This is a genomic window from Streptomyces sp. NPDC001599, assembly GCF_042893535.1.
Taxonomy (GTDB): Bacteria; Actinomycetota; Actinomycetes; order Streptomycetales; family Streptomycetaceae; genus Streptomyces.
The window spans coordinates 90,244-114,517 of the sequence record NZ_JBIAVA010000015.1 but is presented as its reverse complement, the minus strand read 5'-3'; the positions used below and the strand labels follow the sequence as shown (position 1 = coordinate 114,517).

At 72.6% G+C, this 24,274-nt stretch carries 23 protein-coding genes and 1 pseudogene; 14 read left to right on the top strand and 10 right to left on the bottom strand.

The window, feature by feature from the left end; all coding sequences use genetic code 11:
- The first annotated feature begins 21 nt into the window (after positions 1-21).
- Positions 22-459 carry a DUF6234 family protein gene (locus ACFYZ3_RS30715; protein WP_388524425.1) on the top strand — a complete coding sequence of 146 codons (438 nt, stop codon included), beginning with the start codon at positions 22-24 and terminating at the stop codon, positions 457-459.
- Here the strand turns inward: ACFYZ3_RS30715 and ACFYZ3_RS30710 are convergent.
- Positions 452-883 carry a DUF6010 family protein gene (locus ACFYZ3_RS30710; RefSeq protein ID WP_388524423.1) on the bottom strand — a complete coding sequence of 144 codons (432 nt, stop codon included), beginning with the start codon at positions 881-883 and terminating at the stop codon, positions 452-454. The genes ACFYZ3_RS30715 and ACFYZ3_RS30710 overlap by 8 nt on opposite strands.
- 257 nt (positions 884-1,140) lie before the next feature.
- On the opposite strand from ACFYZ3_RS30710, the gene ACFYZ3_RS30705 reads away from it, so the two are divergent.
- On the top strand, positions 1,141-2,628 hold the full coding sequence (locus ACFYZ3_RS30705; RefSeq protein WP_388524420.1) for a peptidoglycan D,D-transpeptidase FtsI family protein: 1,488 nt from the start codon (positions 1,141-1,143) through the stop codon (positions 2,626-2,628).
- Between the two features lie 21 nt (positions 2,629-2,649).
- Here ACFYZ3_RS30705 and ACFYZ3_RS30700 read toward each other — a convergent pair whose 3' ends face one another.
- Positions 2,650-3,009 carry a winged helix-turn-helix transcriptional regulator gene (locus ACFYZ3_RS30700; RefSeq protein ID WP_388524418.1) on the bottom strand — a complete coding sequence of 120 codons (360 nt, stop codon included), beginning with the start codon at positions 3,007-3,009 and terminating at the stop codon, positions 2,650-2,652.
- Positions 3,010-3,115: 106 nt separating this feature from the next.
- Here ACFYZ3_RS30700 and ACFYZ3_RS30695 point away from each other — a divergent pair, with 106 nt between their 5' ends.
- Positions 3,116-4,015 carry a DUF2797 domain-containing protein gene (locus tag ACFYZ3_RS30695; protein WP_388524415.1) on the top strand — a complete coding sequence of 300 codons (900 nt, stop codon included), beginning with the start codon at positions 3,116-3,118 and terminating at the stop codon, positions 4,013-4,015.
- A 106-nt stretch (positions 4,016-4,121) separates the two neighbouring features.
- Positions 4,122-5,030: an amidohydrolase family protein gene (locus tag ACFYZ3_RS30690; protein WP_388524412.1), complete on the top strand. Its 909-nt coding sequence runs from the start codon at positions 4,122-4,124 to the stop codon at positions 5,028-5,030.
- Positions 5,031-5,039: 9 nt separating this feature from the next.
- Here ACFYZ3_RS30690 and ACFYZ3_RS30685 read toward each other — a convergent pair whose 3' ends face one another.
- Both ACFYZ3_RS30685 and ACFYZ3_RS30680 read right to left on the bottom strand, forming a co-directional pair.
- Positions 5,040-5,741: a metal-dependent transcriptional regulator gene (locus ACFYZ3_RS30685; RefSeq protein ID WP_388524409.1), complete on the bottom strand. Its 702-nt coding sequence runs from the start codon at positions 5,739-5,741 to the stop codon at positions 5,040-5,042.
- Positions 5,742-5,749: 8 nt separating this feature from the next.
- Entirely contained in the window at positions 5,750-6,283 is a 534-nt protein-coding gene (locus ACFYZ3_RS30680) for a YbhB/YbcL family Raf kinase inhibitor-like protein (protein ID WP_388524407.1), read from the bottom strand.
- Between the two features lie 100 nt (positions 6,284-6,383).
- Between ACFYZ3_RS30680 and ACFYZ3_RS30675 the strand changes: the two genes are divergently transcribed.
- The 7 genes and pseudogenes from ACFYZ3_RS30675 (at position 6,384) to ACFYZ3_RS30645 (ending at position 15,643) form a co-directional block, all read left to right on the top strand.
- Positions 6,384-7,076: a GntR family transcriptional regulator gene (locus ACFYZ3_RS30675; RefSeq protein ID WP_388524405.1), complete on the top strand. Its 693-nt coding sequence runs from the start codon at positions 6,384-6,386 to the stop codon at positions 7,074-7,076.
- Between the two features lie 92 nt (positions 7,077-7,168).
- Positions 7,169-7,909, top strand: a complete 741-nt coding sequence (locus tag ACFYZ3_RS30670; RefSeq protein ID WP_388524402.1) for a response regulator transcription factor — start codon at positions 7,169-7,171, stop codon at positions 7,907-7,909.
- Complete coding sequence (locus ACFYZ3_RS30665; protein WP_388524399.1) at positions 7,906-9,600, top strand: ATP-binding protein; 1,695 nt, start codon at positions 7,906-7,908, stop codon at positions 9,598-9,600. The genes ACFYZ3_RS30670 and ACFYZ3_RS30665 overlap by 4 nt, the downstream gene beginning before the upstream one ends.
- A gap of 14 nt (positions 9,601-9,614) precedes the next feature.
- Positions 9,615-10,919: a glycosyltransferase gene (locus tag ACFYZ3_RS30660; protein ID WP_388524396.1), complete on the top strand. Its 1,305-nt coding sequence runs from the start codon at positions 9,615-9,617 to the stop codon at positions 10,917-10,919.
- Positions 10,916-13,126 (top strand): ArnT family glycosyltransferase, encoded by a 2,211-nt coding sequence (locus tag ACFYZ3_RS30655; RefSeq protein WP_388524393.1) that lies wholly within the window; start codon positions 10,916-10,918, stop codon positions 13,124-13,126. The genes ACFYZ3_RS30660 and ACFYZ3_RS30655 overlap by 4 nt, the downstream gene beginning before the upstream one ends.
- Before the next feature lie 58 nt (positions 13,127-13,184).
- Positions 13,185-14,739, top strand: a pseudogene (locus tag ACFYZ3_RS30650) (MFS transporter).
- A gap of 145 nt (positions 14,740-14,884) precedes the next feature.
- Positions 14,885-15,643, top strand: a complete 759-nt coding sequence (locus ACFYZ3_RS30645; protein ID WP_388524390.1) for a TetR/AcrR family transcriptional regulator — start codon at positions 14,885-14,887, stop codon at positions 15,641-15,643.
- Between the two features lie 256 nt (positions 15,644-15,899).
- Here the strand turns inward: ACFYZ3_RS30645 and ACFYZ3_RS30640 are convergent, their stop codons facing one another.
- Positions 15,900-16,370 carry a PPOX class F420-dependent oxidoreductase gene (locus tag ACFYZ3_RS30640; protein ID WP_388524387.1) on the bottom strand — a complete coding sequence of 157 codons (471 nt, stop codon included), beginning with the start codon at positions 16,368-16,370 and terminating at the stop codon, positions 15,900-15,902.
- Between the two features lie 9 nt (positions 16,371-16,379).
- Positions 16,380-16,790 (bottom strand): STAS domain-containing protein, encoded by a 411-nt coding sequence (locus tag ACFYZ3_RS30635; protein WP_388524384.1) that lies wholly within the window; start codon positions 16,788-16,790, stop codon positions 16,380-16,382.
- Positions 16,791-17,028: 238 nt separating this feature from the next.
- On the opposite strand from ACFYZ3_RS30635, the gene ACFYZ3_RS30630 reads away from it, so the two are divergent.
- Positions 17,029-17,778 (top strand): ANTAR domain-containing protein, encoded by a 750-nt coding sequence (locus ACFYZ3_RS30630; RefSeq protein WP_388524381.1) that lies wholly within the window; start codon positions 17,029-17,031, stop codon positions 17,776-17,778.
- An 18-nt stretch (positions 17,779-17,796) separates the two neighbouring features.
- Complete coding sequence (locus ACFYZ3_RS30625) at positions 17,797-18,558, top strand: ANTAR domain-containing protein (protein ID WP_388524378.1); 762 nt, start codon at positions 17,797-17,799, stop codon at positions 18,556-18,558.
- Here ACFYZ3_RS30625 and ACFYZ3_RS30620 read toward each other — a convergent pair.
- The 3 genes from ACFYZ3_RS30620 to ACFYZ3_RS30610 all read right to left on the bottom strand — a co-directional run bounded on the left by ACFYZ3_RS30620 (position 18,541) and on the right by ACFYZ3_RS30610 (position 22,577).
- Positions 18,541-19,362 carry a YceI family protein gene (locus ACFYZ3_RS30620; RefSeq protein WP_388524375.1) on the bottom strand — a complete coding sequence of 274 codons (822 nt, stop codon included), beginning with the start codon at positions 19,360-19,362 and terminating at the stop codon, positions 18,541-18,543. The two genes, ACFYZ3_RS30625 and ACFYZ3_RS30620, sit on opposite strands and share 18 nt — an antisense overlap.
- Before the next feature lie 109 nt (positions 19,363-19,471).
- Positions 19,472-22,063, bottom strand: a complete 2,592-nt coding sequence (locus tag ACFYZ3_RS30615; protein WP_388524373.1) for an MFS transporter — start codon at positions 22,061-22,063, stop codon at positions 19,472-19,474.
- Between the two features lie 13 nt (positions 22,064-22,076).
- On the bottom strand, positions 22,077-22,577 hold the full coding sequence (locus tag ACFYZ3_RS30610; protein ID WP_361015514.1) for a MarR family transcriptional regulator: 501 nt from the start codon (positions 22,575-22,577) through the stop codon (positions 22,077-22,079).
- Positions 22,578-22,782: 205 nt separating this feature from the next.
- Here ACFYZ3_RS30610 and ACFYZ3_RS30605 point away from each other — a divergent pair, with 205 nt between their 5' ends.
- The gene (locus ACFYZ3_RS30605; protein WP_164272821.1) at positions 22,783-22,980 is read left to right on the top strand and encodes a hypothetical protein; all 198 of its coding nucleotides are present in this window, start codon (positions 22,783-22,785) and stop codon (positions 22,978-22,980) included.
- 115 nt (positions 22,981-23,095) lie between these two features.
- Here the strand turns inward: ACFYZ3_RS30605 and ACFYZ3_RS30600 are convergent, their stop codons facing one another.
- The gene (locus ACFYZ3_RS30600; protein ID WP_361015511.1) at positions 23,096-24,052 is read right to left on the bottom strand and encodes an RNA polymerase sigma factor SigF; all 957 of its coding nucleotides are present in this window, start codon (positions 24,050-24,052) and stop codon (positions 23,096-23,098) included.
- Between the last annotated feature and the right edge of the window lie 222 nt (positions 24,053-24,274).

The following is a 24,274-nucleotide window of genomic DNA, read 5'->3' as shown; positions in this document are numbered from 1 at the left end:
GTGCGGGTCAGGGTGGCGGGTATGGACCTGCCTGTCGCCCCGCCGGCGTTCGACGCCACCAACGGCACCGGACGTCGGCGCCGTGCGGATCTCGGTGCCGACATCGGGGCCGGGTGCGGTCTCGTGCTTCTGGAGCTGATCGCCCTGGCGGTGATCTTCGGGCTCTGGTTCCTGTCCGGGTTCAACCTCGACCCGGCGGAGAGCGTTTCGCCCGACCCCTTGTGGGACTACCTGGCCGCCGTCGGCGGAGTCGGTGTGCTCGCCGGGGTGGCGGCCGCGGTCGCCGCGCGGGCCGGGGCCGTGGTGACGGTGGTCGGCCAGGCCGTCATGGTCGGCCTGGTCTGCGTCGTCGTCTTCGGCGGCGTGGCGCTTCAGGCCCACCAGGACCAGCGGTGCCGTGACGTTCCGTCAGCGATGGGCTGCACGGAGAGCGATCGGGGTGCGCCGCCCCTCACGTGACCGCCCGCCGCCGCGGAGCGCCCCGTCCCGGGAGGAGTTCGCGCAGGGACGGGCCGCCGCGCAGGCACCACAGGGCGATGACCGGGTCGCAGATCGCGCAGCCCAGGGACGAGTCGTGGGCGAAGGGGAGGATCGGGTTGCCCTTCAGGTGGTGGACGACGTCCCACGCGGTGTGCAGCAGCCAGCCGAGGCCGATGAACGTCCAGGACGTGAGGCCCCGGTAGGCGACGTAGAGCATGAGCGCGCCGAACGGGAGCTCCCAGGCGCCCAGGCCGCCGCCCGAGAAGTAGACGCCTCCGGCCCCGGCGATCCCGAGGGCGTTCAGGGGGCGGCGGTGCGGGTCCGGGACGAGGGACAGCAGCAGGACGACGAGGAGGCCGATGCCGATCGGCATGACGTAGGGGAGGAGGGAGGCGGGGTTCATGCGGGCACGCTATGCAGGGGACGGAGGGTGTCCCAGTGGCGTGAGTGACAGGTTCCGACGGATTGTCGCCGACGGGTCCCGGGGGCCGGGTCCTGGGGGCCGGGGGCGCCGGGAGCCGGGCGACACGGCCGGTGCGGCGGCCGACCGGACGTGAGTACGGTCCGCAACTGTGTCTAGGGTGTGCGCATGTTGAGAGGACCAGTCTTCATATCCGACCGGGAGATATCCGACCGGCCGAGCCTCGACGGAGGCCGACGGTGAACAAGCCGCTGAGGGCCGTGGCGATCTTCTGCGGGCTGCTCGTGCTCGGCCTGCTGATCCGCGCGAACTGGCTGCAGTACGTCCGGGCCCCGGAGCTGGCCTCCGACACCAAGAACAGACGGGTGCAGATCGAGCAGTTCGCCACCCCGCGCGGCGACATCATCGTCGGCGGCCGGGCCGTCACCGGTTCCAAGGAGACCGAGACCACCGACCTCAAGTACAAGCGCACCTACGTCGACGGTCCGATGTACGCGCCGGTGACCGGATACGCCTCGCAGGCCCAGGGCATGACGCTGCTGGAGAAGACCTACGACGGCATCCTCACCGGCAAGGACGACCGGCTGGCCTTCCAGCGGTTCGCCGACGTGGTCAGCGGTGAGGGACGGCGGGCCGGCTCGGTGGTCACCACCATCGACCCGAAGGCGCAGAAGGCCGCCTGGGACGGGCTGACCGACCTGAAGGGCGCCCGGGGGGCCGTGGTCGCGCTCGACCCGCAGACCGGGAAGGTGCTGGCGATGGTCTCGGCGCCCTCCTACGACCCGTCGACCTTCGCCGGCAGCACGTTCAAGGAGTCCGACCGCTTCGTCGCGCTGGACAAGAAGAAGAACAAGCCGCTGGCCAACCGCGCGCTGCGGGAGACCTACCCGCCGGGCTCCACCTTCAAGATCCTCACGGCGGCCGCCGCGCTGGAGCACGGCATCGTCACCGACGTCGACGCCCGCACGGACGCCGTCTCCCCGTACCCGCTGCCGCAGTCCACCAACAAGATCGGCAGCGAGGCCGGTGACGCGGTCTGCAACAAGGCCTCGATGAAGACCGCCATGCAGTACTCCTGCAACAACGTCTTCCTCGACGCCGCCTCCAAGCTGGGGCAGGACAAGATGCGCGAGACGGCCGAGAAGTTCGGCTTCAACGAGGACGTGTACTCCGAGGAGTTCGGCGACCTGCTCGCCACCAAGAGCCTCTACCCCGAGGACCTCGACAAGCCCGGCACCGCGCTCACCGGCATGGGACAGGGCAGCCTCACCAGTACGCCGATGCAGATGGCCCTGGTCACCGCCGGGATCGCCAACGACGGAAAGGTGATGCAGCCCTACGTCGTCGACGAGGTCAAGGGCCCGGACCTGGACACCCTGGAGAAGACCGAGCCCGCGGTGATGAGCGAGGCGGTCTCCGCCGAGACCGCGCAGAAGGTCCAGGAGATGATGGAGTTCACCGCCAAGGAGGGCAGCGCCCGCCGCGCCCAGATCGACGGAATCACGGTCGGCGGCAAGACCGGCACCGCCCAGCGCGGTGTCGACGTGAACGACGAGGTGCCGTACGGCTGGTTCGTGTCCTACGGCAAGAAGGACGACGGCTCCTCCGTCGCGGTGGCCGTGTTCATCGACCCGACCGACATGGACATCTCCCGCGAGGACATCTCCGGTGGCGGGCTCGGCGCGCCCATCGCCAAGAGCGTCATGAAGGCGGTCCTGAAGTCGTGACCCCGCCGGGGCGGCGACGCGTCACACCCTGTCCGCGTCGTACGCCCCCCGGGCCCGCTCGACCGCCGCCATCCGCCGCTCCGTCCAGCGCGCGAGGTCCCGGACCTGTTCGGCGGCCTCACGGCCGAGGCCGGTGAGGGAGTAGTCCACGTGGGGCGGGATCACCGGCTTGGCGTCCCGGTGGACCAGGCCGTCGCGCTCCAGTGTCCGCAGGGTCTGGGCCAGCATCTTCTCGCTGACCGAGCCGATCTCCCGGCGCAGTTCGCTGAAGCGGTGGGGGCGGTCGAGCAGAGCGATCAGGGCCAGGGTGCCCCAGCGGCTGGTGACGTGCTCCAGGAGCAGGCGCTCGGGGCACATCGCTTCACTTTCGGCCATGGTCATACGGTACGTCCGGGCGGGCGCTCACCAGGAGTGAGTGCCCGCCCGGACGTCGTTGCCGGGTCCCGTCACCGGCCGTTGTCAGTGGTGCCGTCTACCGTCGTTGGGGATGGCACAGGCGTGGAAGTGCGCGGGGCTGCGGTGGGCGGCGGACGGTCCCGTGCTGACGTGGGTCGGGGGCCGACGCAGTGCGCTGCCCCGGGGGAAGCGGGTGGCCTTCCGGGTCGCCGAGGGGGGTGTGCGGACGTGTGTGGGAGCACGGGGACACGCGTGTCCGGTGCGGGCCGGCGTATCGGCGCGGAGTACGGGGGCGCGGTGCGAGGAGTGCGCGCGGCTGGACCGGGCCCACTCCGTGGCCGCCGACACCATGGCGGACGATCCGCGGCCGTACCGGGTCTATCTGGCGTGGTTCGGTCCGGGCCTCGTCAAGGTGGGGATCACCGCATACGAACGGGGGTCCGCCCGGCTGCTCGAGCAGGGGGCCGTGTGCTTCAGCTGGCTTGGGTGCGGTCCGCTGATGTCCGCGCGCCGGACCGAGGAGCTGCTGCGGGCCGCGCTGGGCGTGCCCGACCGCATCCCGTACGCCCACAAGCGCGCGGTGCGGGCCGCCCTGCCCGAGTCGGAGGCGGAGCGGGCGGCCGAGATCGCCGGGCTGCACGCGCGGGCGGTGGCACTCGGCGGCTGGCCGGAGGCGCTGACGCCGGAGCCGTTCCGGGGCGTGGACCACGCGGGCGTCTTCGGGATCGCGGACGTCTTCGGGACCGCGGGTGCGGAGCGCGGGCCGGCCGCCGTGGCGGAGGTGGCCGAGCTGGTGGCGGGCGGTGCGATCGGGGGTGAGCTGGTGGCTGCCGCCGGACCGGATCTGCATCTGGCGACGGAGCGCGGGGTCGTCGTGCTCGACACCCGGCTGATGACGGGATGGGAGCTGGTGTCCGCCGAGGGCGAGCCGTGCGCCGTGCCCCTGCGGGAGCTCAAGCGAGCGGCGGGGGTGCAGGACGGGCTGTTCTGACCTCGTCCCCCGGGCGTCCCCCGGGCGTCCCCCCGTCCCCCGGGCGTCCCTCTCCTTCTCCCTCCGACCCCTTGTCCAGGTGGGCGCGGGGCGCGATCGTGGCCGCATGAGTGATCACGAAGTCGGGCAGGTCCGCCGGTTCTGGGAGGGGCTCGGGCTGCCCGGGCTGGTCGACGTGCACACGCACTTCATGCCCGAGCGGGTGCTGCGCAAGGTCTGGGCCTACTTCGACGCCCTTGGGCCGCTGACCGGCGGGGTCGAGTGGCCGATCACCTACCGGCAGGAGGAGGACGAACGCGCGGAGCTGCTGCGCGCGTTCGGGGTGCGGGCCTTCACCGCCATGCTCTACCCGCACAAGGCGGGCATGGCCCGGTGGCTGAACGACTGGGCGGTGGACTTCGCCCGCCGCACCCCCGACTGCCTGCACACCTCCACCCTCTTCCCCGAACCGGGCGTCGAGACGTATGTGCGCCGGGCCGTCGAGGCGGGGGCGCGGGTCTTCAAGGCGCACGTGCAGGTGGGGGCGTACGACCCGGCCGACGAGCTGCTCGACCCGGCGTGGGGCGTGCTCGCCGAGGCGGGCGTGCCGGTCGTCATCCACTGCGGTTCGGGCCCGGCGCCCGGCAAGCACACCGGGCCCGAGCCGGTCGCCCGGGTCCTGGCACGCCACCCCCGGCTGCGGCTGGTCGTCGCACACCTCGGGATGCCCGAGTACGAGGACTTCCTGGACCTCGCCGAGCGGTACGGGGAGGTGCGGCTGGACACGACCATGGCGTTCACCGACTTCAGTGAGCGCCTCGCGCCCTTCCCGCGCCGGGCGCTGCCCCGGCTGGCGGACCTCGGCGACCGCGTCCTGCTCGGCACCGACTTCCCCAACATCCCGTATCCCTACCTGCATCAACTGCACGCCCTGGAGCGGCTGGAGCTGGGAGACGCGTGGCTGCGCGGGGTGTGCCACGACAACGCGGCCCGGCTGTTCGGGCTGCCGGGGAGCCAGGAGGGCCTGGGCAGCTGAGGTGCGGGCTCAGAGCGGGGCGACGAAGACGTGCGCGGCGGTCCGCGCGGGGAGCCGGGCGCTTTCCTCGCCGCTGCCGACCGTCACGCCGCCGGGCCACGGCGTGACGGTCACGAGCGCGCCGGGCAGCACCCCGGCCCGCCGCAGGGCGGACAGCAGCCCGCGGTCGGCCTGGAGCGGCTCCCCGATGCGCCGGACGACCGCGCTCACGCCGTCCGGCCCGGGGAGCAGGTCGCCGAGGCTGACCGTGCTCCCGGCGGCGGACGGGCGCGGGGCCGCGGGGCGGTTCGCCCCGCCCAGCTCCTCCAGGCCCGGGATCGGATTGCCGTAGGGCGACTCGGTCGGGTGCCGCAGCAGGCGCAGGAGACGGCGTTCGACGGCCTCGCTCATCACGTGCTCCCAGCGGCAGGCCTCGGCGTGGACCTGCTCCCACTCCAGGCCGATCACGTCGACGAGCAGGCATTCCGCGAGCCGGTGCTTGCGCATCACGCGCGTCGCCAGCCGCCTGCCCGTGTCGGTCAGTTCCAGTTGCCGGCCGGCGGCGATCCGCAGCAGGCCGTCGCGCTCCATGCGGGCGACGGTCTGGCTCACGGTGGGGCCGCTCTGGCCCAGGTGCTCGGCGATGCGGGCGCGCAACGGGATCACGCCCTCCTCCTCGAGTTCCAGGACGGTGCGGAGGTACATCTCCGTGGTGTCGATGAGCCTGGACACGCGGTGGGTCAGGCGGGGGTCTCGGCGGTGGCGGTCAGGACCGCGCGGCCGAGGACGTGCCCGGCCATGGTGAAGCCGAGGACGGCCGGGGTGGCGTCGGCCGGGACGCCGATGGACTCGACGTCCAGGGCGTGCACCACGACGAAGTACCGGTGCGGGCCGTGCCCGGCCGGCGGGGCGGCGCCGAGGTAGCGGGCGGCGCGGGCGTCGTTGGGGAGCTGGAAGGCGCCCTCGGGCAGACCCGCGCCGGTGTCGTCGCCGGCGCCCTCGGGCAGCTCGGTGACGGCGGCCGGGATGTCGGCGACCGCCCAGTGCCAGAACCCGGACCCGGTGGGGGCGTCGGGGTCGTAGACGGTGACGGCGTAGCTCCGGGTGCCCTCCGGCGCGCCGGTCCACGACAGCTGCGGGGAGACGTCCTTGCCGCCGGGGACGCCGGAGGAGTGCTGCGCGGACGGCCAGGGGGCGCCGTCGGTGACGGTCGTGCTGGTGAGGGTGAAGGAGGCCGCCTCGGGGAGGCGGGCGAACGGGTTGTTGGCGCTCATCACGTCGTTCCTTTCGGGCGGGCCGGTCCCTGTGGCCGGCCACTGCAATCGACCATAACACTGATAATCGATTATCCAAGGGATCGTCTATGCTTCCCTCATGACTCAGACCGGCCCCACGCCGCCCCAGCCGCCCACACCGACGGGCAAGCGGATGCTCTCCGAGCAGGTCTACGCACATCTGCGGGACGCGATCATGCGCGGCGACCACGCTCCGGGCGCCGCCCTCAAGCCGCAGGACCTCGCCAAGGAGCAGGGCGTGAGCCTGGCCGTGGTGCGCGAGGCCCTCGTGCGGGTGGTCGGGGACGGGCTCGCCGACCGGCTGCCCAACCGCGGCTTCGCCGTCCCGGCCTACTCCGACCGGCGCTGGCAGGAGATCGCGGAGGCCCGCCGCACCATCGAACCGGTCCTGCTGCGCATGTCCGTCGAGCGCGGCGACGTCGACTGGGAGGCCCGGGTGCGCGCCGCACACCACCGGCTGTCCCGCACGCCCGCGTACACGCCGGAGGAGGGCGAGTACTACAGCGAGGCGTGGTCCGAGGCGCACCGGCTCTTCCACCGGGCCCTGATGGAGGGCTGCGGCAACCCCGTGCTGCTGGAGACCTTCGACCGGTTGTGGACGGCGAGCGAACTGGCCCGCCGCTGGTCGACGCACCGCAATCCCGGCCGGGACGGCGTCGAGGAGCACCGCCGGCTGGAGGAGGCGGCGCTGGCCCGCGACGCCGACACCGCCGCCGAGGTCCTGGTCCGGCACCTCACCCTCACGGCCGAGGGCCTGACCGCGCAGGGCTGAAGGCCGGTGCCCGCGTGGCCCCCGTGCGTTTCTCAGAGAAATCACAGCTTGGGGAAAGGACCCTCTCAGAGCGGCTCGACAAGGTGACCGCCATGACCACGACCTCGCCCCAGGGGCGCACCGAACTGCTGAGGCCGGACGGGAGCCCCGTCCGGGTGCTTGTAGTGGACGACGAGCAGTCCATCACCGAGCTGCTGTCCATGGCCCTGCGCTACGAGGGCTGGCAGATCCGCAGCGCGGGCGACGGCAACGGCGCCGTCCGGACCGCGCGCGACTTCCGGCCCGACGCCGTCGTACTGGACATGATGCTGCCCGACATGGACGGCCTGAGCGTGCTGGGGCGGCTGCGCCGCGACCTGCCGGACGTGCCGGTGCTGTTCCTGACCGCCAAGGACGCCGTCGAGGACCGGATCGCCGGGCTGACCGCGGGCGGCGACGACTACGTCACCAAGCCGTTCAGCCTGGAGGAGGTCGTCGCCCGGCTGCGCGGACTGATCCGGCGCTCCGGCGCCGCCGACCGGCGCTCCGACTCCGTACTCGTCGTCGGCGACCTCACCCTCGACGAGGACAGCCACGAGGTCACCCGGAGCGGCGACGGCATCCACCTCACCGCCACCGAGTTCGAGCTGCTGCGCTTCCTGATGCGCAATCCGAGGCGGGTGCTGAGCAAGGCGCAGATCCTGGACCGCGTGTGGTCCTACGACTTCGGCGGCCAGGCCAACGTCGTGGAGCTCTACATCTCCTACCTGCGCCGGAAGATCGACGCGGGGCGCGAGCCGATGATCCACACCCGGCGCGGCGCCGGATACCTGATCAAGCCCGCGGTCTCGTGAGCCCGCGGCGACGACCGCGGCCGCGCACCCTGCGGACGCGGCTCGTCGTCGCGTCCGTGGCGCTGATCGCGGTGGTGTGCGCGGTGATCGGCACGGTGACGACGGTCGCGCTGCGCTCGCACCTGTACGAGCAGCTGGACGGGCAGGTGGGCGAGGTCGTGCGGCGCGTGTCCGGCTTCGGGCCGCCCGGTGAACCGGGCCCCGGCGGCGGGGTGAAGCAGCGGATGGACCTCGACGACTTCGTCACGCACGGCGGACCGCAGCCGCGCGACACGATCGTCGCCGAGACGCGGGACGGTGCCGTCGTCGACGCCAAGTACGGCGAGAAGGACGACGAGAGCACGGATCCCAGCGGGACGACGGCGGTCTCCCTGGACGACGCCCAGCGCACCGCGCTCGCCACCGTCCCCCGGGACGGCGGGGCGCACACCGTCGAGATCCCCGGCCTCGGCGACTACCGCGTCGAGTACCACGACGGCTACTACGCCGCCCTGCCCACCGACGACGTCACCGAGACCATCAGCACCCTGATCCTCGTGGAGGCCAGCGTCACCGCCGCCGGTCTCGTCGCCGCCTCCCTCGCCGGGGCCGTCATCGTCGGCGTCGCCACCCGCCCCCTGCGCCGGGTCGCCGCCACCGCCGGCCGGGTCTCCGAACTCCCGTTGCACGCGGGCGAGGTGAACCTCGACGAACGGGTCCCGGAGTCCGAGTGCGACCCGCACACCGAGGTCGGCCGGGTCGGCTCCGCCCTCAACCGGCTGCTCGACCACGTGCACGGAGCCCTGCACGCACGGCAGCAGAGCGAGACGCGGGTACGGCAGTTCGTCGCCGACGCCAGCCACGAACTGCGCACGCCGCTCGCCTCCATCCGCGGCTACGCCGAACTCACCCGCCGGGGACGCGAACGGGTCGGCCCCGACACCCGGCACGCGCTCGGCCGCATCGAGTCCGAGGCCGGCCGCATGACCCTGCTGGTCGAGGACCTGCTGCTGCTCGCCCGCCTGGACGCCGGACGCCCGCTGGAGTTCGGGCACACCGACCTCGTTCCGCTCGTCGTGGACACCGTCAGCGACGCCCGCGCGGCCGGTCTCGACCACACCTGGCGCCTCGACCTGCCCGACGAACCGGCCCTGGTGTCGGCGGACCCGGCCCGGCTCCAGCAGGTGCTGGTCAACCTGCTGGGCAACGCCCGCAACCACACCCCGCCGGGCACGACCGTCACCGCGCGCGTGCGGCGCGACGGGCCGTGGCTCCGCGTCGACGTGATGGACAACGGGCCGGGCATCCCCGCCGCGTTGCTGCCGCGCGTCTTCGAACGGTTCGCACGCGGGGACTCGGCACGGTCCCGTGCCACCGGCTCGACGGGCCTCGGGCTCGCCATCGTGCAGGCCGTGACGACCGCGCACGGCGGTGGTGTGACGGTGGACAGCGCGCCGGGCCGGACGGTCTTCACCGTGCATCTCCCCGCGGTCGACTACCGGTCCCTGCCCGCGGTCCACGACCGGTCCCTGCCCGCGGTCCACGACCGTTCCCTGCCCGTGGACGACGACCGGTCCCTGCCCGCGGTCCACGACCGTTCCCTGCCCGTGGACGACTACCGGTCCCTGCCCGCGGTCCACGACCGGCCGGGCCGGCGAGCGCACTCACAGGCGCAGCACAGCACCACCACACGGGTGCGACAGGGGAGTTGAGAAGAGTCGGTCCCATGCGAACCGACTCTTCTCCCGGCTCCCTGCCGGCGCGGGAGCACCTCCCGGCCGCAGGAGCCGGTACGCCTGTCCTGGACGTAGTGGTCCCCGTCTACAACGAGGAGAAGGACCTCGGGCCGTGCGTCCTGCGACTGCACGAGCACCTCAACCGGACGTTCCCCTACGCCTTCCGCATCACGGTCGCCGACAACGCCTCCACGGACGGCACCCCGCACGTCGCGGCCCGCCTGGCGGCCGACCTCGCGGCGGTCAGGTCGGTCCGGCTGGAGCAGAAGGGGCGCGGCCGGGCCCTCAGGACCGCCTGGTCGGCCTCGGACGCCCCGGTCCTCGCCTACATGGACGTGGACCTCTCCACCGACCTGAACGCGCTGCTGCCGCTGGTGGCGCCGTTGATCTCCGGTCACTCGGACCTCGCGATCGGCTCCCGCCTCGCCCGCAGCTCACGCGTGGTGCGCGGCGCCAAGCGGGAGTTCATCTCCCGCTCCTACAACCTCGTCCTGCGCGGCTCTCTCCAGGCGCGCTTCTCCGACGCCCAGTGCGGTTTCAAGGCGATCCGCCGGGACGTGGCCCAGGTGCTGCTGCCGCTGGTGGAGGACACCGGCTGGTTCTTCGACACCGAGATGCTGGTGCTCGCCGAACGCGCCGGGTGCCGGATCCACGAGGTGCCCGTCGACTGGGTCGACGACCCGGACTCCACCGTGCACATCGTGCGGACGGCGACCGAGGACCTCAAGGGCGTGTGGCGGGTCGGCAGGGCCCTGGCCACCGGTTCCCTCCCACTGGACCGGCTGGCCCGCCCCTTCGGCGACGACCCGCGCGACCGCGACCTGACCGGCGTCCCGCAGGGCCTGGCCCGGCAACTCGTCGGCTTCTGCGTGGTCGGCGCCCTGTCCACCCTCTTCTACCTCCTCCTCTACAGCGGCTTCCGCCACTTCGCCGGCTCCCAGCTCGCCAACGCGCTCGCGCTGCTGGTCTCCGCGGTCGCCAACACCGCCGCCAACCGGCGGCTCACCTTCGGGGTACGGGGCCGGGGCGGCGCCGTGCGGCACCAGGCGCAGGGACTGGTCGTGTTCGGCATCGGCCTCGCGCTGACCAGCGGTTCGCTGGCCGCCCTGAGCGCGGCGACGACCGACCCCGACCACTCGACCGAGCTGGCGGTGCTGATCGCCGCCAACCTCGCCGCCACCGTGCTGCGCTTCCTGCTCTTCCGCGCCTGGGTGTTCCCGGACGCGCCGCCCACGGCCCACACGCCGGACCCGCACCTGCCGGACCCGCATCGCACCTGGAGCGACGCCCGATGACGACGCACTACGACCCGGCCACGCACGCAGACGGCACCAGCGCCCCCGCAGACGAGGGCGTGGGACCGTCGCCCGCCCATCGACAGCCCCGGCGGTCCCGGCTCGACCGGGTGTGGCGCGGCCGCCCCGAGGACCCCCGCTGGGTACGCCCCGCCCTCCTCGGCCTCCTGCTGGCCACCGCCCTGCTCTACCTCTACAACCTGAGCGCCTCCGGCTGGGCCAACTCCTTCTACTCGGCGGCCGTGCAGGCGGGCAGCCAGTCCTGGAAGGCGTTCTTCTTCGGTTCGCTCGACGCGGGCAACGCCATCACCGTCGACAAGCCCCCGGCCGCGCTGTGGCCGATGGCGCTGGCGGTGCGGATCTTCGGCCTCTCCTCCTGGTCGGTCCTCGTCCCCGAGGTGCTGATGGGGGTGGGCACGGTCGCCGTCGTCTACGCGGCCGTCCGCCGCCGGTTCAGCCCCGCGGCCGGACTGATCGCGGGCACCGTCCTGGCGCTCACGCCCGTCGCCGCGCTGATGTTCCGCTTCAACAACCCGGACGCGCTGCTCGCCCTGCTGATGTCCGTCGCCTGCTACCTCGTCGTACGGGCGCTGGAGGACGGCCGGAGCAGGTGGCTGGTGTGGGCGGGCGTCGCGATCGGCTTCGCGTTCCTGGCCAAGACCCTCCAGGCCTTCCTGATCCTGCCCGCCCTCGCCCTGGTCTACGGCGTCTGCGCACCGGTGCGGCTCAGGAAGCGCCTCGGCCAGCTCGCGCTGGCGACCGCCGCGATCGTCGTCTCCGGCGGCTGGTGGGTCGCGGTCGTCGAGCTCTGGCCGGCGTCGTCCCGCCCGTACATCGGCGGCTCGCAGAACAACAGCTTCCTGGAGCTGACCTTCGGCTACAACGGCCTCGGCCGTCTCAGCGGCGAGGAGACCGGCAGCGTCGGCGGCGGGGGCGGCGGCATGGGCGGCGGCGGTGGCGGGCAGTGGGGCGAGACCGGCTGGGACCGGATGTTCAACTCGGAGATCGGCGGCCAGATCTCCTGGCTGCTCCCGGCCGCCCTGATCCTGCTCGTCGCGGGCCTGATCGCGACGCGCCGCGCCGGCCGCACGGACACCGCGCGCGCGTCCTTCCTGGTCTGGGGCGGCTCGCTGCTGATGACGGCGGCCGTCTTCAGCTACATGGCCGGCATCTTCCACCAGTACTACACGGTGGCCCTCGCGCCGTACCTGGCGGCCGTGACCGGCATGGGCGCGGCGACGCTGTGGGAACGCCGCGAGCGGCCCTGGGCGTCGATCGCCCTCGCCGCCGCCGTCACGGCGAGCGCGGCCTGGGGGTACGTGCTGCTCAACCGGACGCCCGACTACCTCCCCTGGCTGAAGGTGCCGGTCCTGGTCGGCGGCCTGGTCGCCGCGCTCGGGCTGGTCTTCGCGGGGCGGCTGGGGCGGCGGACCGCCCTCGTGGCGGCGGGCCTCGGCCTCGTGGCGTCGCTGGCCGCACCCACCGCGTACACGCTGAGCACCGTGCGGGAGGGGCACAGCGGCTCCATCGTCACGGCGGGTCCGTCCGGCGCCGGCATGGGGGGCGGCCCCGGCGGTGGCGGTCGCCCCGGGGGCGGCGGCTTCCCGGGCGGCGGGAACGCCCCTGGTCAGGGCCAAGGCCAGGGCCAGGGCGGTCCCGGTGGCGGCGGCTTCCCCGGCGGCGGCACCGCGCCGGGTGCCGGAGGCACCAACCAGAACGGCCAGACGCCGAACGGTCAGACGCCGAACGGTCAGACGCCCAACGGCCAGAACGGCGGTCCGGCCGGCGGTCCGTCCGGCGAGGGCGGCCGAATGGGCGGGGGCGGGGGCGGCGGCATGGGCGGCCTGCTCAACGGCGCCGAAGTCGGCTCCGAGGCGAAGAAGCTGCTGGAGGCCGACGCCGACGCCTACACCTGGGCCGCCGCCGCGATCGGCTCCCAGAACGCCGCGAGCTACCAGCTCGGCACCGGCGCCCCGGTGATGGCGATCGGCGGCTTCAACGGCACCGACCCGTCGCCGACCCTGGCCCAGTTCGAGAAGTACGTGGCGGACGGCCGGATCCACTACTTCATCGGCGGCGGCACGGGGGGCGGCATGGGCGGCGGCTCCGGCACCGCGTCGCAGATCAGCTCGTGGGTCGAGGCCAACTTCAAGGAGGTCACGGTCGGCTCGGCCACCTTCTACGACCTCACGTCGCCGACGGACTGATCGCTCCGGACGAGAAGCTGTTGTACAGCGTATAGGAGAGCCCTATACGCTGTACAACATGACGACGTCACCCCAGGAATCCGCCGAGGAACGGGAACGGGAATCCGCACCCCCGGTCCAGGGCCATCCGCAGCGCTGGCTGATCCTCGGCGTCATCAGCCTCGCCCAGCTCACGGTGGTCCTCGACAACACCGTGCTGAACGTGGCCATCCCCTCGCTCACCGACGAGCTGGGCGCGGCCACCTCCGACATCCAGTGGATGATCAACGCCTACTCGCTGGTCCAGTCCGGCCTGCTGCTCACCGCGGGCAGCGCGGCCGACCTCCCCCACGCCTCAAGGGCGCGGGGGGACCCCCATCGGCCGCAAGAAGATGCTGGCCACCGGCCTCGCCCTGTTCGGGATCGGCTCGCTGGCGGCCGGACTCGCGGAGACCACCGGCCAGTTGATCGCGGCGCGGGCCGGCATGGGCATCGGCGGCGCCCTGCTGCTGACCACCACACTCGCCGTGGTCATGCAGATCTTCGCGCCCGCCGAGCACGCCAAGGCCATCGGCATCTGGAGTGCGGTCAGCGCGCTCGGCTTCGCCTGCGGGCCGCTGATCGGCGGCTTCATGCTGGACCACTTCTGGTGGGGCGCGATCTTCCTGATCAACCTGCCCGTGGTGGCCCTGGGCCTGGTCGCGGTCGTGACCCTGGTCCCGGAGTCGAAGAACCGGCAGGGCGACCGCCCCGACCTGCCGGGCGCCGTCCTCTCCACGGTCGGCATGGCCGCACTGGTCTACGCGATCATCTCCGGCCCCGGGCACGGCTGGACCTCGGGGCGGGTCCTGGCCACGGCCGCCGTCGCCGTCGGCGTGCTCGCGCTCTTCGCCTACTGGGAGAGCCGCGTCCCGTATCCGATGCTCGACCTCACCTTCTTCCGCGACCAGCGGTTCACCGGCGCGGTGGCCGGTCTCGTGCTGATCACCTTCGGCATGGGCGGTGCGCTGTTCCTGCTCACCCAGCATCTGCAGTTCGTGCTCGGGTACGGCCCGCTGGAGGCCGGGCTGCGGACCGCGCCGCTGGCCCTGACGGTGGTGCTGCTGAACTTCTCCGGGGTGGCGGCGAAGTGGCTGGCCAGGCTCGGCACGCCGGTGGCGGTGCTGCTGAGCATGGTGCTGATGGCGGCGGGCCTGGTGTCCATCGCCACGCTGACCGGGCAGGGCTACGCCGGCACGCTGCTGGGGCTGCTGCTGATCGGCGTGGGGTGCGCGCTCGGCAACCCGGCCATGGCGCATGCGCTGATGAGCGCGATCCCGCCGGCCAAGGCCGGGGTCGGCGCCGGAGTCAACGGCACGCTGGCCGAGTTCGGCAACGGGCTCGGCGTGGCCGTCCTGGGCGCGGTACTGACCTCGCGGTTCGCGGCGCTGGCCCCCGTCGCGGCGACGTCGCTCCCCGCGGCGCTGACTTCGGCGCGGGGGGAGGGCGAGCGGGGGCGGGTGCTCGACGCCTTCTCCTCCGGAGTGGAGAGCAGTCAGTTGGTGGGGGCGGTGGCCGTGTTGCTGGGCGGGGTGGTGGCGGCGGTGTTGTTGCGGCGGGCGGAACGGGCAGACTCGGGGGTTGTGAGCGCCTAAGGGCTCGGGTGGCCTGCTTGCGACGCGGCTGCGGGTTGCCCGTGGTTGTTCGCGCCCACGCGGCGTAGCCGCACAATGACAGGGCCCCGCGCCCCTTATGGGGCGCTTCGCCGACCGGCGTGTGATGAGTCGAGGAGAGGTGCGCATGGCGAAGGCAGGGCGGGAGGGGCCGCGGGACAGTGTGTGGCTGTCGGGGGAGGGGCGGCGCGGCGGGCGCCGTGGGGGACAGCCGTCCGGGCTGGACCGGGACAGGATCACCGGGGTCACCGTCCGGCTGCTGGACGCCGAGGGCCTGACGGGGTTCTCGATGCGCCGTCTGGCCGCCGAGCTGAACGTCACCGCGATGTCCGTGTACTGGTACGTCGACACCAAGGACCAGCTGCTCGAACTCGCCCTGGACGCGGTCTTCGGCGAACTGCGCCACCCGGACCCGGACGCCGGCCTCGACTGGCGCGAGGAGCTGCGGGCCCTGGCCCGGGAGAACCGGGCGCTGCTGGTGCGCCACCCCTGGTCGTCCCGGCTGGTCGGCACCTACCTCAACATCGGGCCGCACTCGCTGGCCTTCTCCCGGGCGGTGCAGAACGTCGTGCGCCGCAGCGGGCTGCCCGCGCACCGACTGACCGGCGCCATCTCGGCCGTCTTCCAGTTCGTCTACGGCTACGGCACCATCGAGGGCCGTTTCCTCGCCCGGGTGGCGGACACCGGGCTGAGCCCCGAGGAGTACTACCAGGACTCGATGACCGCGGTGACCGAGGTGCCGGACACCGCGGGCGTCATCGAGGACGCACAGGACATCATGGCGGCCCGGGGCGGCGACACCGTGGCCGAGATGCTGGACCGGGACTTCGAGTTCGCCCTCGACCTGCTCGTCGCGGGCATCGACACGATGGTCGAACAGGACTGACCGACCCGGGTGCCGGTCGTCCACGCCGACGTGCGGCCCCGGCCAGGCCCTAGGGCCTGTCTGACAATTCCCGTCTGCCGCGCGACGCCATGCACGCTCCCCCACTGCCTCAAGGGCGTGGGAGGTACCCCCACTCGCCGCACCGGCCCCAGACCCGAGTACGGCCAGTACGCGGGTCTGGGGCCGGCACACCGAGAGCACGCACTGACGCCGCACGGCCGCCCTTCGGGCGACGACGCGAATTGTCAGACAGGCCCTAGTCGTCCGCCGCCAGCCGCGCCGGGAAGCCGCCCGTCGCCACCGGGCCCCACTTCTCCGGTGTCACCCGGACGATGGACTTGCCCTGCTTGACCATGGCCTGCCGGTACTCGTCCCAGTCGGGGTGCTCGCCGGAGATGTTGCGGAAGTACTCCACGAGCGGCTCGACGGAGTCGGGCGCGTCGATGACCTCCGCGGTGCCGTCGATCTGGACCCACGGACCGTTCCACTCGTCGCTGAGCACGAGGAGGCTGACCCTCGGGTCGCGGCGCGCGTTGCGGGTCTTGGCCCGCTCGGGGTAGGTCGAGACGACGATCCGGCCGGCGTCGTCGACCCCGCAGGTCAGGGGCGAGCCCTGGGGGCTGCCGTCGGTCCGCCGGGTCAGCAGGATCGCCCGGTGCCGGGGGCGTACGAAGTCCAGCAACTCGTCCAGGGAGACACGGGTGTTCGTTGCGATGTTCGGTGCCATGCCGCCAGCCTAGGCCGCAGTGCCGCTCCCCGCCGTCCCGCTTCCCGCCGTCCCGCTCCCGGTGCGCAGCGCCTCCGCGAGGTTGTCGTGGACCGGCACGTCGCGGCGCAGGCCGGAGAGTTCCAGGACGCGGCTCGGTACGCCCTTCGGGGCGGCCACCACGCGCAGCAGAGCGTGGTCGGGCAGCCGGTGGCGTACGGCCGCGACGAGGCGGACGCCCTGGGAGTCCATGAAACGGGTCGGGGAGAGGTCCAGGACGAGCAGGCGCAGCCCGTCGGAGCGCTGCTCCACGGCGGTCATGATCAGGGGCAGCAGCCCCGCGGCATTGCAGAAGTCGATCTCGCTGGGCATCGCGAGCACGACGCACCCGGGTGGATCACACGGCTCACACGGCTCACTGGGCTGGGGGAGGAAGATCACAGCACTCACCTGACAGACGTCCGTCGGGCTTCCGGCCGGGCCGCTTCCTGACCCAATCCCCATTCCACCACGCGGCGGGGCGGCGCGGAAGGCGCACCGCTCGCCCGGCCGCGAGGCCGACCGGACCGTCGGCCGAGCGTCACCGGCACGCAACCGAGCAGCTAAAGTGCTGTTCGTCCTGTGCTCGCAGTCGGGAATGTGCTGCGGAGCTCTCCTGCGCACGGCCGTGAGGCCGCGCTTGCCGAAGAGGTTCGTGGTGGCTGCGTCCGAATTTACTGATTTGCCGCGTTTTCCAGTGGGTTTCGAGTTGGCCGAGGCCCTGACCGCCGCGGCCGGCGACCTGCACGCGAAGGGTTCCCCCGGCGACACCATGAACACCGCCGTCGCACTGGCGGTACGCCTGCTGCCCGACGCCGAGCACGCGGGCATCTCGGAGATCCAGCGCGGAGGCCGGCTGCGCTCCCTCGCCTGGACCGACGAGACCGTGCGGTTCGCCACCGAGCCCCGGCAGGGCGGCCACACCCCGCACCCGGACTGGGAGCGCCTGTGGACCACGCCCGTGGTGCGGACGGACGACAGCGAGGCCGACGGCGGCGGCAACGTCCTGTCCGGGCTCGGCCTGCGCTCCGCGCTGTCCCTGCGGCTGCGCGCCGACCGGCGCCGGCTGACCGTGCTGACCGCGTACGCCCGCAAGCCGCAGGCCTTCGACGAGGACGCCACCCGCATCGGGCGGCTGTTCACCGCGCACGTCTCCCTCGCCCTGGACTCGGCGACCGTGCGCGAGCAGCTCACCGAGGCGATGCGCACCCGGGACCTGATCGGCCAGGCCACCGGCATCCTGATGGAGCGTCTGGACATCGACGCGGCCGGCGCCTTCGAGTCCCTCGTGAAGGCCTCGCAGCGGGAGAACGTGAAGCTGCGCGACCTGGCCCGCCGCATCGTCGACGCCAACTCCGGAACGGGCGGCAGAGGCGTGACCGAGCGGTGACGGGACATCCGTACGGTCATGACCTCGCGGACCAGGGACACGGACACGGACCGGGCAACGGACACGGGCCGGGCAACGGACACGGGCCGGATATCGGCCACGCTCGACCACGCCATGGCACGCAGCCAGGGGCTCGACACCCTGCTGCGTGATCTGACCGACCGGGCGGTCGTGCAGGTGCCCGGTGCCGTGGCCTGCTCGGTCACGGTGCGCCGCGCCGACCGGCTGATGACGCTGGCGGGCAGCACCGGACTGCCCAGCGGCCTGGACCTGCGCCAGTACGAGAACGGCTCGGGCCCCTGCGTGGACGCCGCCGAGTCGGGGGACGCGCAGTACTCCGCCGACCTGGCCGCGGAGCCCCGCTGGCCCGCGTACACGCAGTACGCGCTGGCCACCGGCGTGCGCTGTGTGCTGGCACTGCCGCTGCCCATCGAGGGCGAGACGGGTGCGGCGCTCAACCTCTACGGCCTGGGGCCCGGCTCCCTGGCCCAGGGGCTGGACACGGCCCGCGCCTTCGCGGAGCGGGCCGCGGACGCGGTGAACGAGGCCCTGCGCATCGAACGGCAGCAGGCCTCGGCGGCCGACGTGCGCACCGCGCTGCTCTCCCGCAGCGTCATAGACCAGGCGGTCGGCATGCTCATGGCCCGGGAGCGCATCGACGCCCACCGGGCCCTGGAGTGGCTGCGCCGGGCCTCACAGGACCGGAACGTCAAACTCCGGGACCTGTGCTCCCAGGTGGTGGCCCGGGCGTCCGGCGGTGCCTCACACGGCGGGCAGTGACTCCCCCTGGACCGCCTGGACGTCCAGCTCGACCCGGAGCGTGGTGCCGATGGCGGCGATGCCGGCCTGGACGACCTGGTTGTAGTTCATGGCGAAGTCCTCGCGGTGCAGCTCCGTCGTCGCGCGGAAGGCCGCCCGGGTGCCGCCCCAGGGATCGGCGCCGGTGCCGAGGTAGGCCAGGTCCAGGTCGACCTCGCGGACGACCCCGTGCAGCCCCAGCTCGCCGTGGACGGTCCAGCGGTCCGGGCCCGCCTCCGAGACGCCGGTGGAGCGGTAGGTGATCTCCGGGTGGCGCTCGACGTCCAGGAAGTCGGCCGAGCGCAGGTGGGTGTCGCGCATGCCGTTGCCGGTGTCGATGGAGGCCGCCTTGATCACCGCCTCCACCCGGGACTTGGTGACGTCGTCCGGGGCGATCTCGACGGTGGCGGCGAAGTCGGTGAAGCGGCCCCGCACGCTGGAGATGCCGAGGTGCTGGGCGACGGCGGCGACACTGGAGTGCGCCGGGTCCACGGTCCACGGCCCCGGCGGCGGCAGTTCGGTGCCGCCCTGGCGGGCCAGCGTCACCGTGCCCACCTCGGCCCGGCCGCTCGCGGTGACGATGGCGCTGGAGGCGGCCGGCGCGTAGCCGACCGCGGTGACGATCACGGTGTACGCCCCCGGCGTCAGCGCGGTGGTGTCCCGCACGGCGCCCTCGGTGTCCGCCTCGGCGCGCAGCACCTGCGTACCGGTCATGTCGGTCACCGTGACGACCGCGTGCGACACGGCCCATCCGTCCCGCGTTCGGATCCTCGCGGTCAGTCCCATCCCGTTTTCTCCCTGCAAAGGCTCAGAAAGTGGTCGTAAAGAAACCGGCCCGTGGTGGGCGGGCGCACCTCCGCTCAGAGCGCGCACGCCACCACGGGCCGGGGTCCTGCTACTCGCCGGGGTGGGCGAGCTCGATGTCGTGGCCGTCGGCACCCGGGCCGGCGACCGTCAGGGCCGTCGCCACCGGCGGGTAGCCGGTCGCGATGACGGTGTACTCACCGGCGTCCAGGTCGGTGAAGGCGTACGCCCCGTCCGCCCCGGTGGTGGCCGTGCCGACCACGTTGCCCGCCGCGTCGACCAGGGTGACCCGGGCGTCGGCCAGCGGACCGTGCGGGGCCCGCACGACGCCCTGGACCTGGGCCCCGGCCTGGAGGTCGACCTCGACGCGGGTGACGCCGGTGCCGCCCACCTCAAGGGGCAGGGCGCGGGGCCGGTAGCCGGCGGCGTTGACCGCGACGGTCACCGTGCCCGGCACCAGCTCGGTGAAGGCGAACTCGCCCGCCTCACCGGTGGTGGCGCTGGCCAGCAGGTCGCCGCGCACGTCGGTGACGATCACCATGGCGTCCTTGACCGGCAGCCCGCCCTCCATGGCCCGGACCAGGCCGGTGAGCCCGCTGGTGCCGCTGAGCAGGATGTCGTAGGCGACCGGCTCGTCGTTGACGACGATGGTGGAGGCCTGCGGCTGGAAGCCGTCGGCGGAGGCGATCAGCACGTACGACCCGGCGCTCGGCGCGTCGACGGCGTAGGAGCCGTCGGCCTGGGCGACGGACCGGCCGAGCTGGCGGCCGGCCAGCGAGATCAGCGTGACCGCGGCCTGCGGGACCGGGGCGGACTCGGCACCGCGGACGAAGCCGCGCACCGCGATGCCGCCGGAGACGGACGCCTGCGGTTCACCGGAGCCGGCCGCCGTGGCGACGGCGGCGAGCCGCTGGGTGACGGCCGGTCCGGCGGCCGGGGAGACCGCGGTGTCCGAGACGGACGAGGTGACCGGCTCGCCGGAGGGCGTGGCCGACACGGCCGCCATCGCACCGGCCGGAACCGGCTCGCCGACGACGCGGACGGCCTCCGCGGGGGTGCCCGCCACCGGCGGGGCGGCCTCGGCCGAGGACTCCGCCGCCTGGGCGAGGGCGCCCTTGGTGCGCAGCGGGACCTCCTTGATGAACAGCGTCACCAGGAAACCGAGCAGGGCGATCGGCGCGACGTACAGGAAGATGTCGGCGATGCCGTGCCCGTAGGCGCTCTCCAGCCAGGTGCGGATGGGCGCGGGGAGCAGGTCCATGTCGGGGATCTGCCCGGAGCCCAGGGCCTTGCCGGCCGCCATCTGGTCCTCGGGCTTGAGCTGCCCGATGCTGTCGGTGGCGTAGTGGCTGATCCGGGTCGACATGACGGAGCCGAGCACCGAGACGCCCACCGCGCCGCCGAGGGACCGGAAGAAGGTGACCGTGGAGGACGCGGAGCCCAGGTCGCTCGGCTCCACCTGGTTCTGCGTGCAGAGCACCAGGTTCTGCATCATCATGCCGACGCCGAGGCCCATCAGCGCCATGAAGATCGCGATGTGCCAGTACGCGGTGTCGTAGCGCATCGTGCTGAGCAGGCCCAGGCCCGCCGTCAGCAGCACGCCGCCGGCCAGCAGCCAGCGCTTCCACTTGCCGGTCTTGGTGATGACGATGCCGGAGACCGTGGACGAGACGAACAGGCCGCCGATCATCGGGATCGTCATGACACCCGACATGGTCGGGGACTTGTCCCGGGCCAGCTGGAAGTACTGGCTGAAGTAGACGGTGCCCGCGAACATCGCGATACCGACGAACAGCGAGGCCAGCGAGGCCAGGGTGATGGTGCGGTTCCTGAACAGGCGCAGCGGGATGATCGGCTCGGTGGCCTTCGACTCCACGAGGAGGAAGAGCAGCGTCAGCACGATCGCGCCGCCGACCATGGCTCCGGTCTGCCACGACATCCAGGAGTACTTGTCGTCGGCGAAGGTGACCCAGACGAGCAGCAGGCAGACGGCCGCGGTGACGAAGAAGGCGCCGGCCCAGTCGACCTTGACCTTCCGCTTGACCACGGGCAGGTGCAGCGTCTTCTGGAGCACGATCAGCGCGAGGATCGCGAAGGGCACGCCGACGTAGAGGCACCAGCGCCAGCCGAGCCAGCTGGTGTCGGTGATGACGCCGCCGAGCAGCGGGCCGCCGACGGTGGCGACGGCGAAGGTGGCGCCGAGGTAGCCGGAGTAGCGCCCGCGCTCACGCGGGGCGATCATCGCGGCCATGATGATCTGCGCCAGGGCGGACAGACCGCCGGCGCCGAGGCCCTGGATGGCCCGCGCGGTGATCAGCATCGCGGGGTTCTGCGCCAGACCGGCCACGACGGAGCCGATGACGAAGACGATCAGGGCTATCTGGACCAGGGCCTTCTTGCTGAACTGGTCCGCGAGCTTGCCCCACAGGGGGGTCGAGGCGGTCATCGTCAGCAGCGAGGCCGTGACGACCCAGGTGTAGGCGCTCTGGCCGCCGCCGAGGTCACCGATGATCTCGGGCAGGGCGTTGGTGACGATGGTCGAGGACAGGATCGCGCAGAACATGCCGAGCAGCAGCCCGGACAGTGCCTCCATGATCTGCCGGTGCGTCATCGGAGCGTCTCCGGTGGAGCCTCCCCCGTGCTTGGCATGAGCCCGCACACCGGCTGGTGTGGTCGTTGCCATGGACTTCCTTTACTTACGTGGTGATCGCGGGTGTACGGGTGGACTGTTCGTCCCCGGACAGTGCGGGAGGCCGGGCCGCGGGGGCCCGGCAGTCGTCGAAGCTGGCCCTGAGGCGGGCCATGAGCCGGGAGAGCTGGCCGACCTCGTCGTCGGTCCAGTCGCTCAGGCGGTGGGAGAGCAGCTGGGTGGTCCGCTCGGCGATCTCGTCGAGCTGCTCCTGTCCGGCGGGCGTCAGGCGCAGGATGCGCGAGCGCTTGTCCGCCGGGTCGGGGAAGCGTTCGATCCAGCCCCGCTCGGCGCCGTGGGCGACGTGGCGGCTGGTCACCGACATGTCCACCGCGAGCAGCTCCGCGAGCTTGCTCATGCGCATGTCCCCGTGGCGGCCGAGCAGCGTCAGTACGGCGACGGACCCGCCGGGACAGTCGGACGGCAGCAGCCGCCCCATCTCCCGCTTCACGGCGCCGAAGGCGCTGAACTGGCGGATCAGCTCCTCGTACTGAGCCTTCTCGGCCATGCGCACCTCCCGGTTCGTTGCTTAGGGCAACCATAAAGACAGTTAGTTGCTACAGGCAAACAAAAAGGGCCGGTGCGGCATAAAAAGTTGGCAAAGACAAGTATTGCGAAAGTAAATGCGCAGGTGATAAGGGGTGAGGCAGGCCAAGAGGGCTCGACGGCCCCGCACTTGGGCCGCACTCGCGGATTCGCTAGTGTCTCGGCCCATGGCTAACACCCAGGGCCCCCAGGGCACCAACGACCCCGCAGGCAGCACCCAGATGTTCCGCGCGTTCGTCGACGACGCCCCGCAGACCCGGCAGGCGGCCCCCGCCGCCTCCTCCGGACCCCGCGTCGGCCTGATCGTCGGCATCGTGGCCGCCGTGATCGTCGTCGCGGCCGTGGCCTGGCTGGCGCTCGGCTAGAACGGGCACCGGCCCTGCGGCCGGTACCGGGACATACGAAGGCGACCGCCGCGGCACCCCCCAGGGTGCCACGGCGGTCGCCGTGCTGTCGTACGGACTCTCCCGCGGCGCGGGATCAGTCGGAGATGAGGCCCTCGCGCAGCTGCGACAGGGTCCGGGTGAGCAGCCGGGAGACGTGCATCTGCGAGATGCCGACCTCCTCGCCGATCTGCGACTGGGTCATGTTGGCGAAGAAGCGCAGCATGATGATCCGCCGCTCCCGGGGCGGCAGCTTGGCCAGCAGCGGCTTGAGGGACTCGCGGTACTCCACGCCCTCCAGCGCCGTGTCCTCGTAGCCCAGGCGGTCGGCCAGCGAGCCCTCGCCGCCGTCGTCCTCGGGGGCCGGCGAGTCCAGCGAGGAGGCGGTGTACGCGTTGCCCACCGCGAGGCCGTCGACGACGTCCTCCTCGGACACTCCGAGGACGGCGGCCAGTTCGCCGACCGTCGGCGAACGGTCCAGCTTCTGGGACAGCTCGTCGCTGGCCTTCGTCAGGGCCAGGCGCAGCTCCTGGAGGCGGCGCGGGACGCGCACCGACCACGAGGTGTCGCGGAAGAACCGCTTGATCTCGCCGACGACGGTCGGCATGGCGAACGTGGGGAACTCGACTCCCCGTTCGCAGTCGAAGCGGTCGATCGCCTTGATCAGGCCGATGGTGCCGACCTGGACGATGTCCTCCATCGGCTCGTTGCGGGACCGGAAGCGCGCGGCGGCGTAGCGCACCAGCGGGAGATTGAGCTCGATCAGGGTGTCCCGGACGTAGGCACGCTCGGGGCTGTCCTGGTCGAGGGCGGCGAGCCGCAGGAACAGGGAGCGGGACAGGGTGCGGGTGTCGATGGCCTCCGTTGCCGGAAGGGTCTGGGCCGGCACGGCGTCGAGGTCCGGCACGGCTTCGACGGCCTGAGCACCGTCGAGGGAGCCGACGGAGTCGATGGGGCCGACGGGCTCGACGGGGCCGAGTGCCTCGATCGAGTCGGGCGCGGTCTCGCTCTCCGCGAGCGCAAGCACCTTCGAGCTGCCCTGTTCTGCGGACATGCCACCCCCTTTGGGTCGCGGGACGGTCGCGGCGGACGCTCCCACGCCGGGAACGCAGCCTTCACCTGAATACCGGAGCCGAAGCTCCGGCAAACGCGTCTCCGGCAGAATGTCACATGTCGGCAACGCGCTGTAGTGACATGTCGACATCCGAGATGCGAATACCCCCTGGAAACAGGGGGTCTGATGGGCTTTCAGCCCGATTCCGTCCGCAACGGCCCT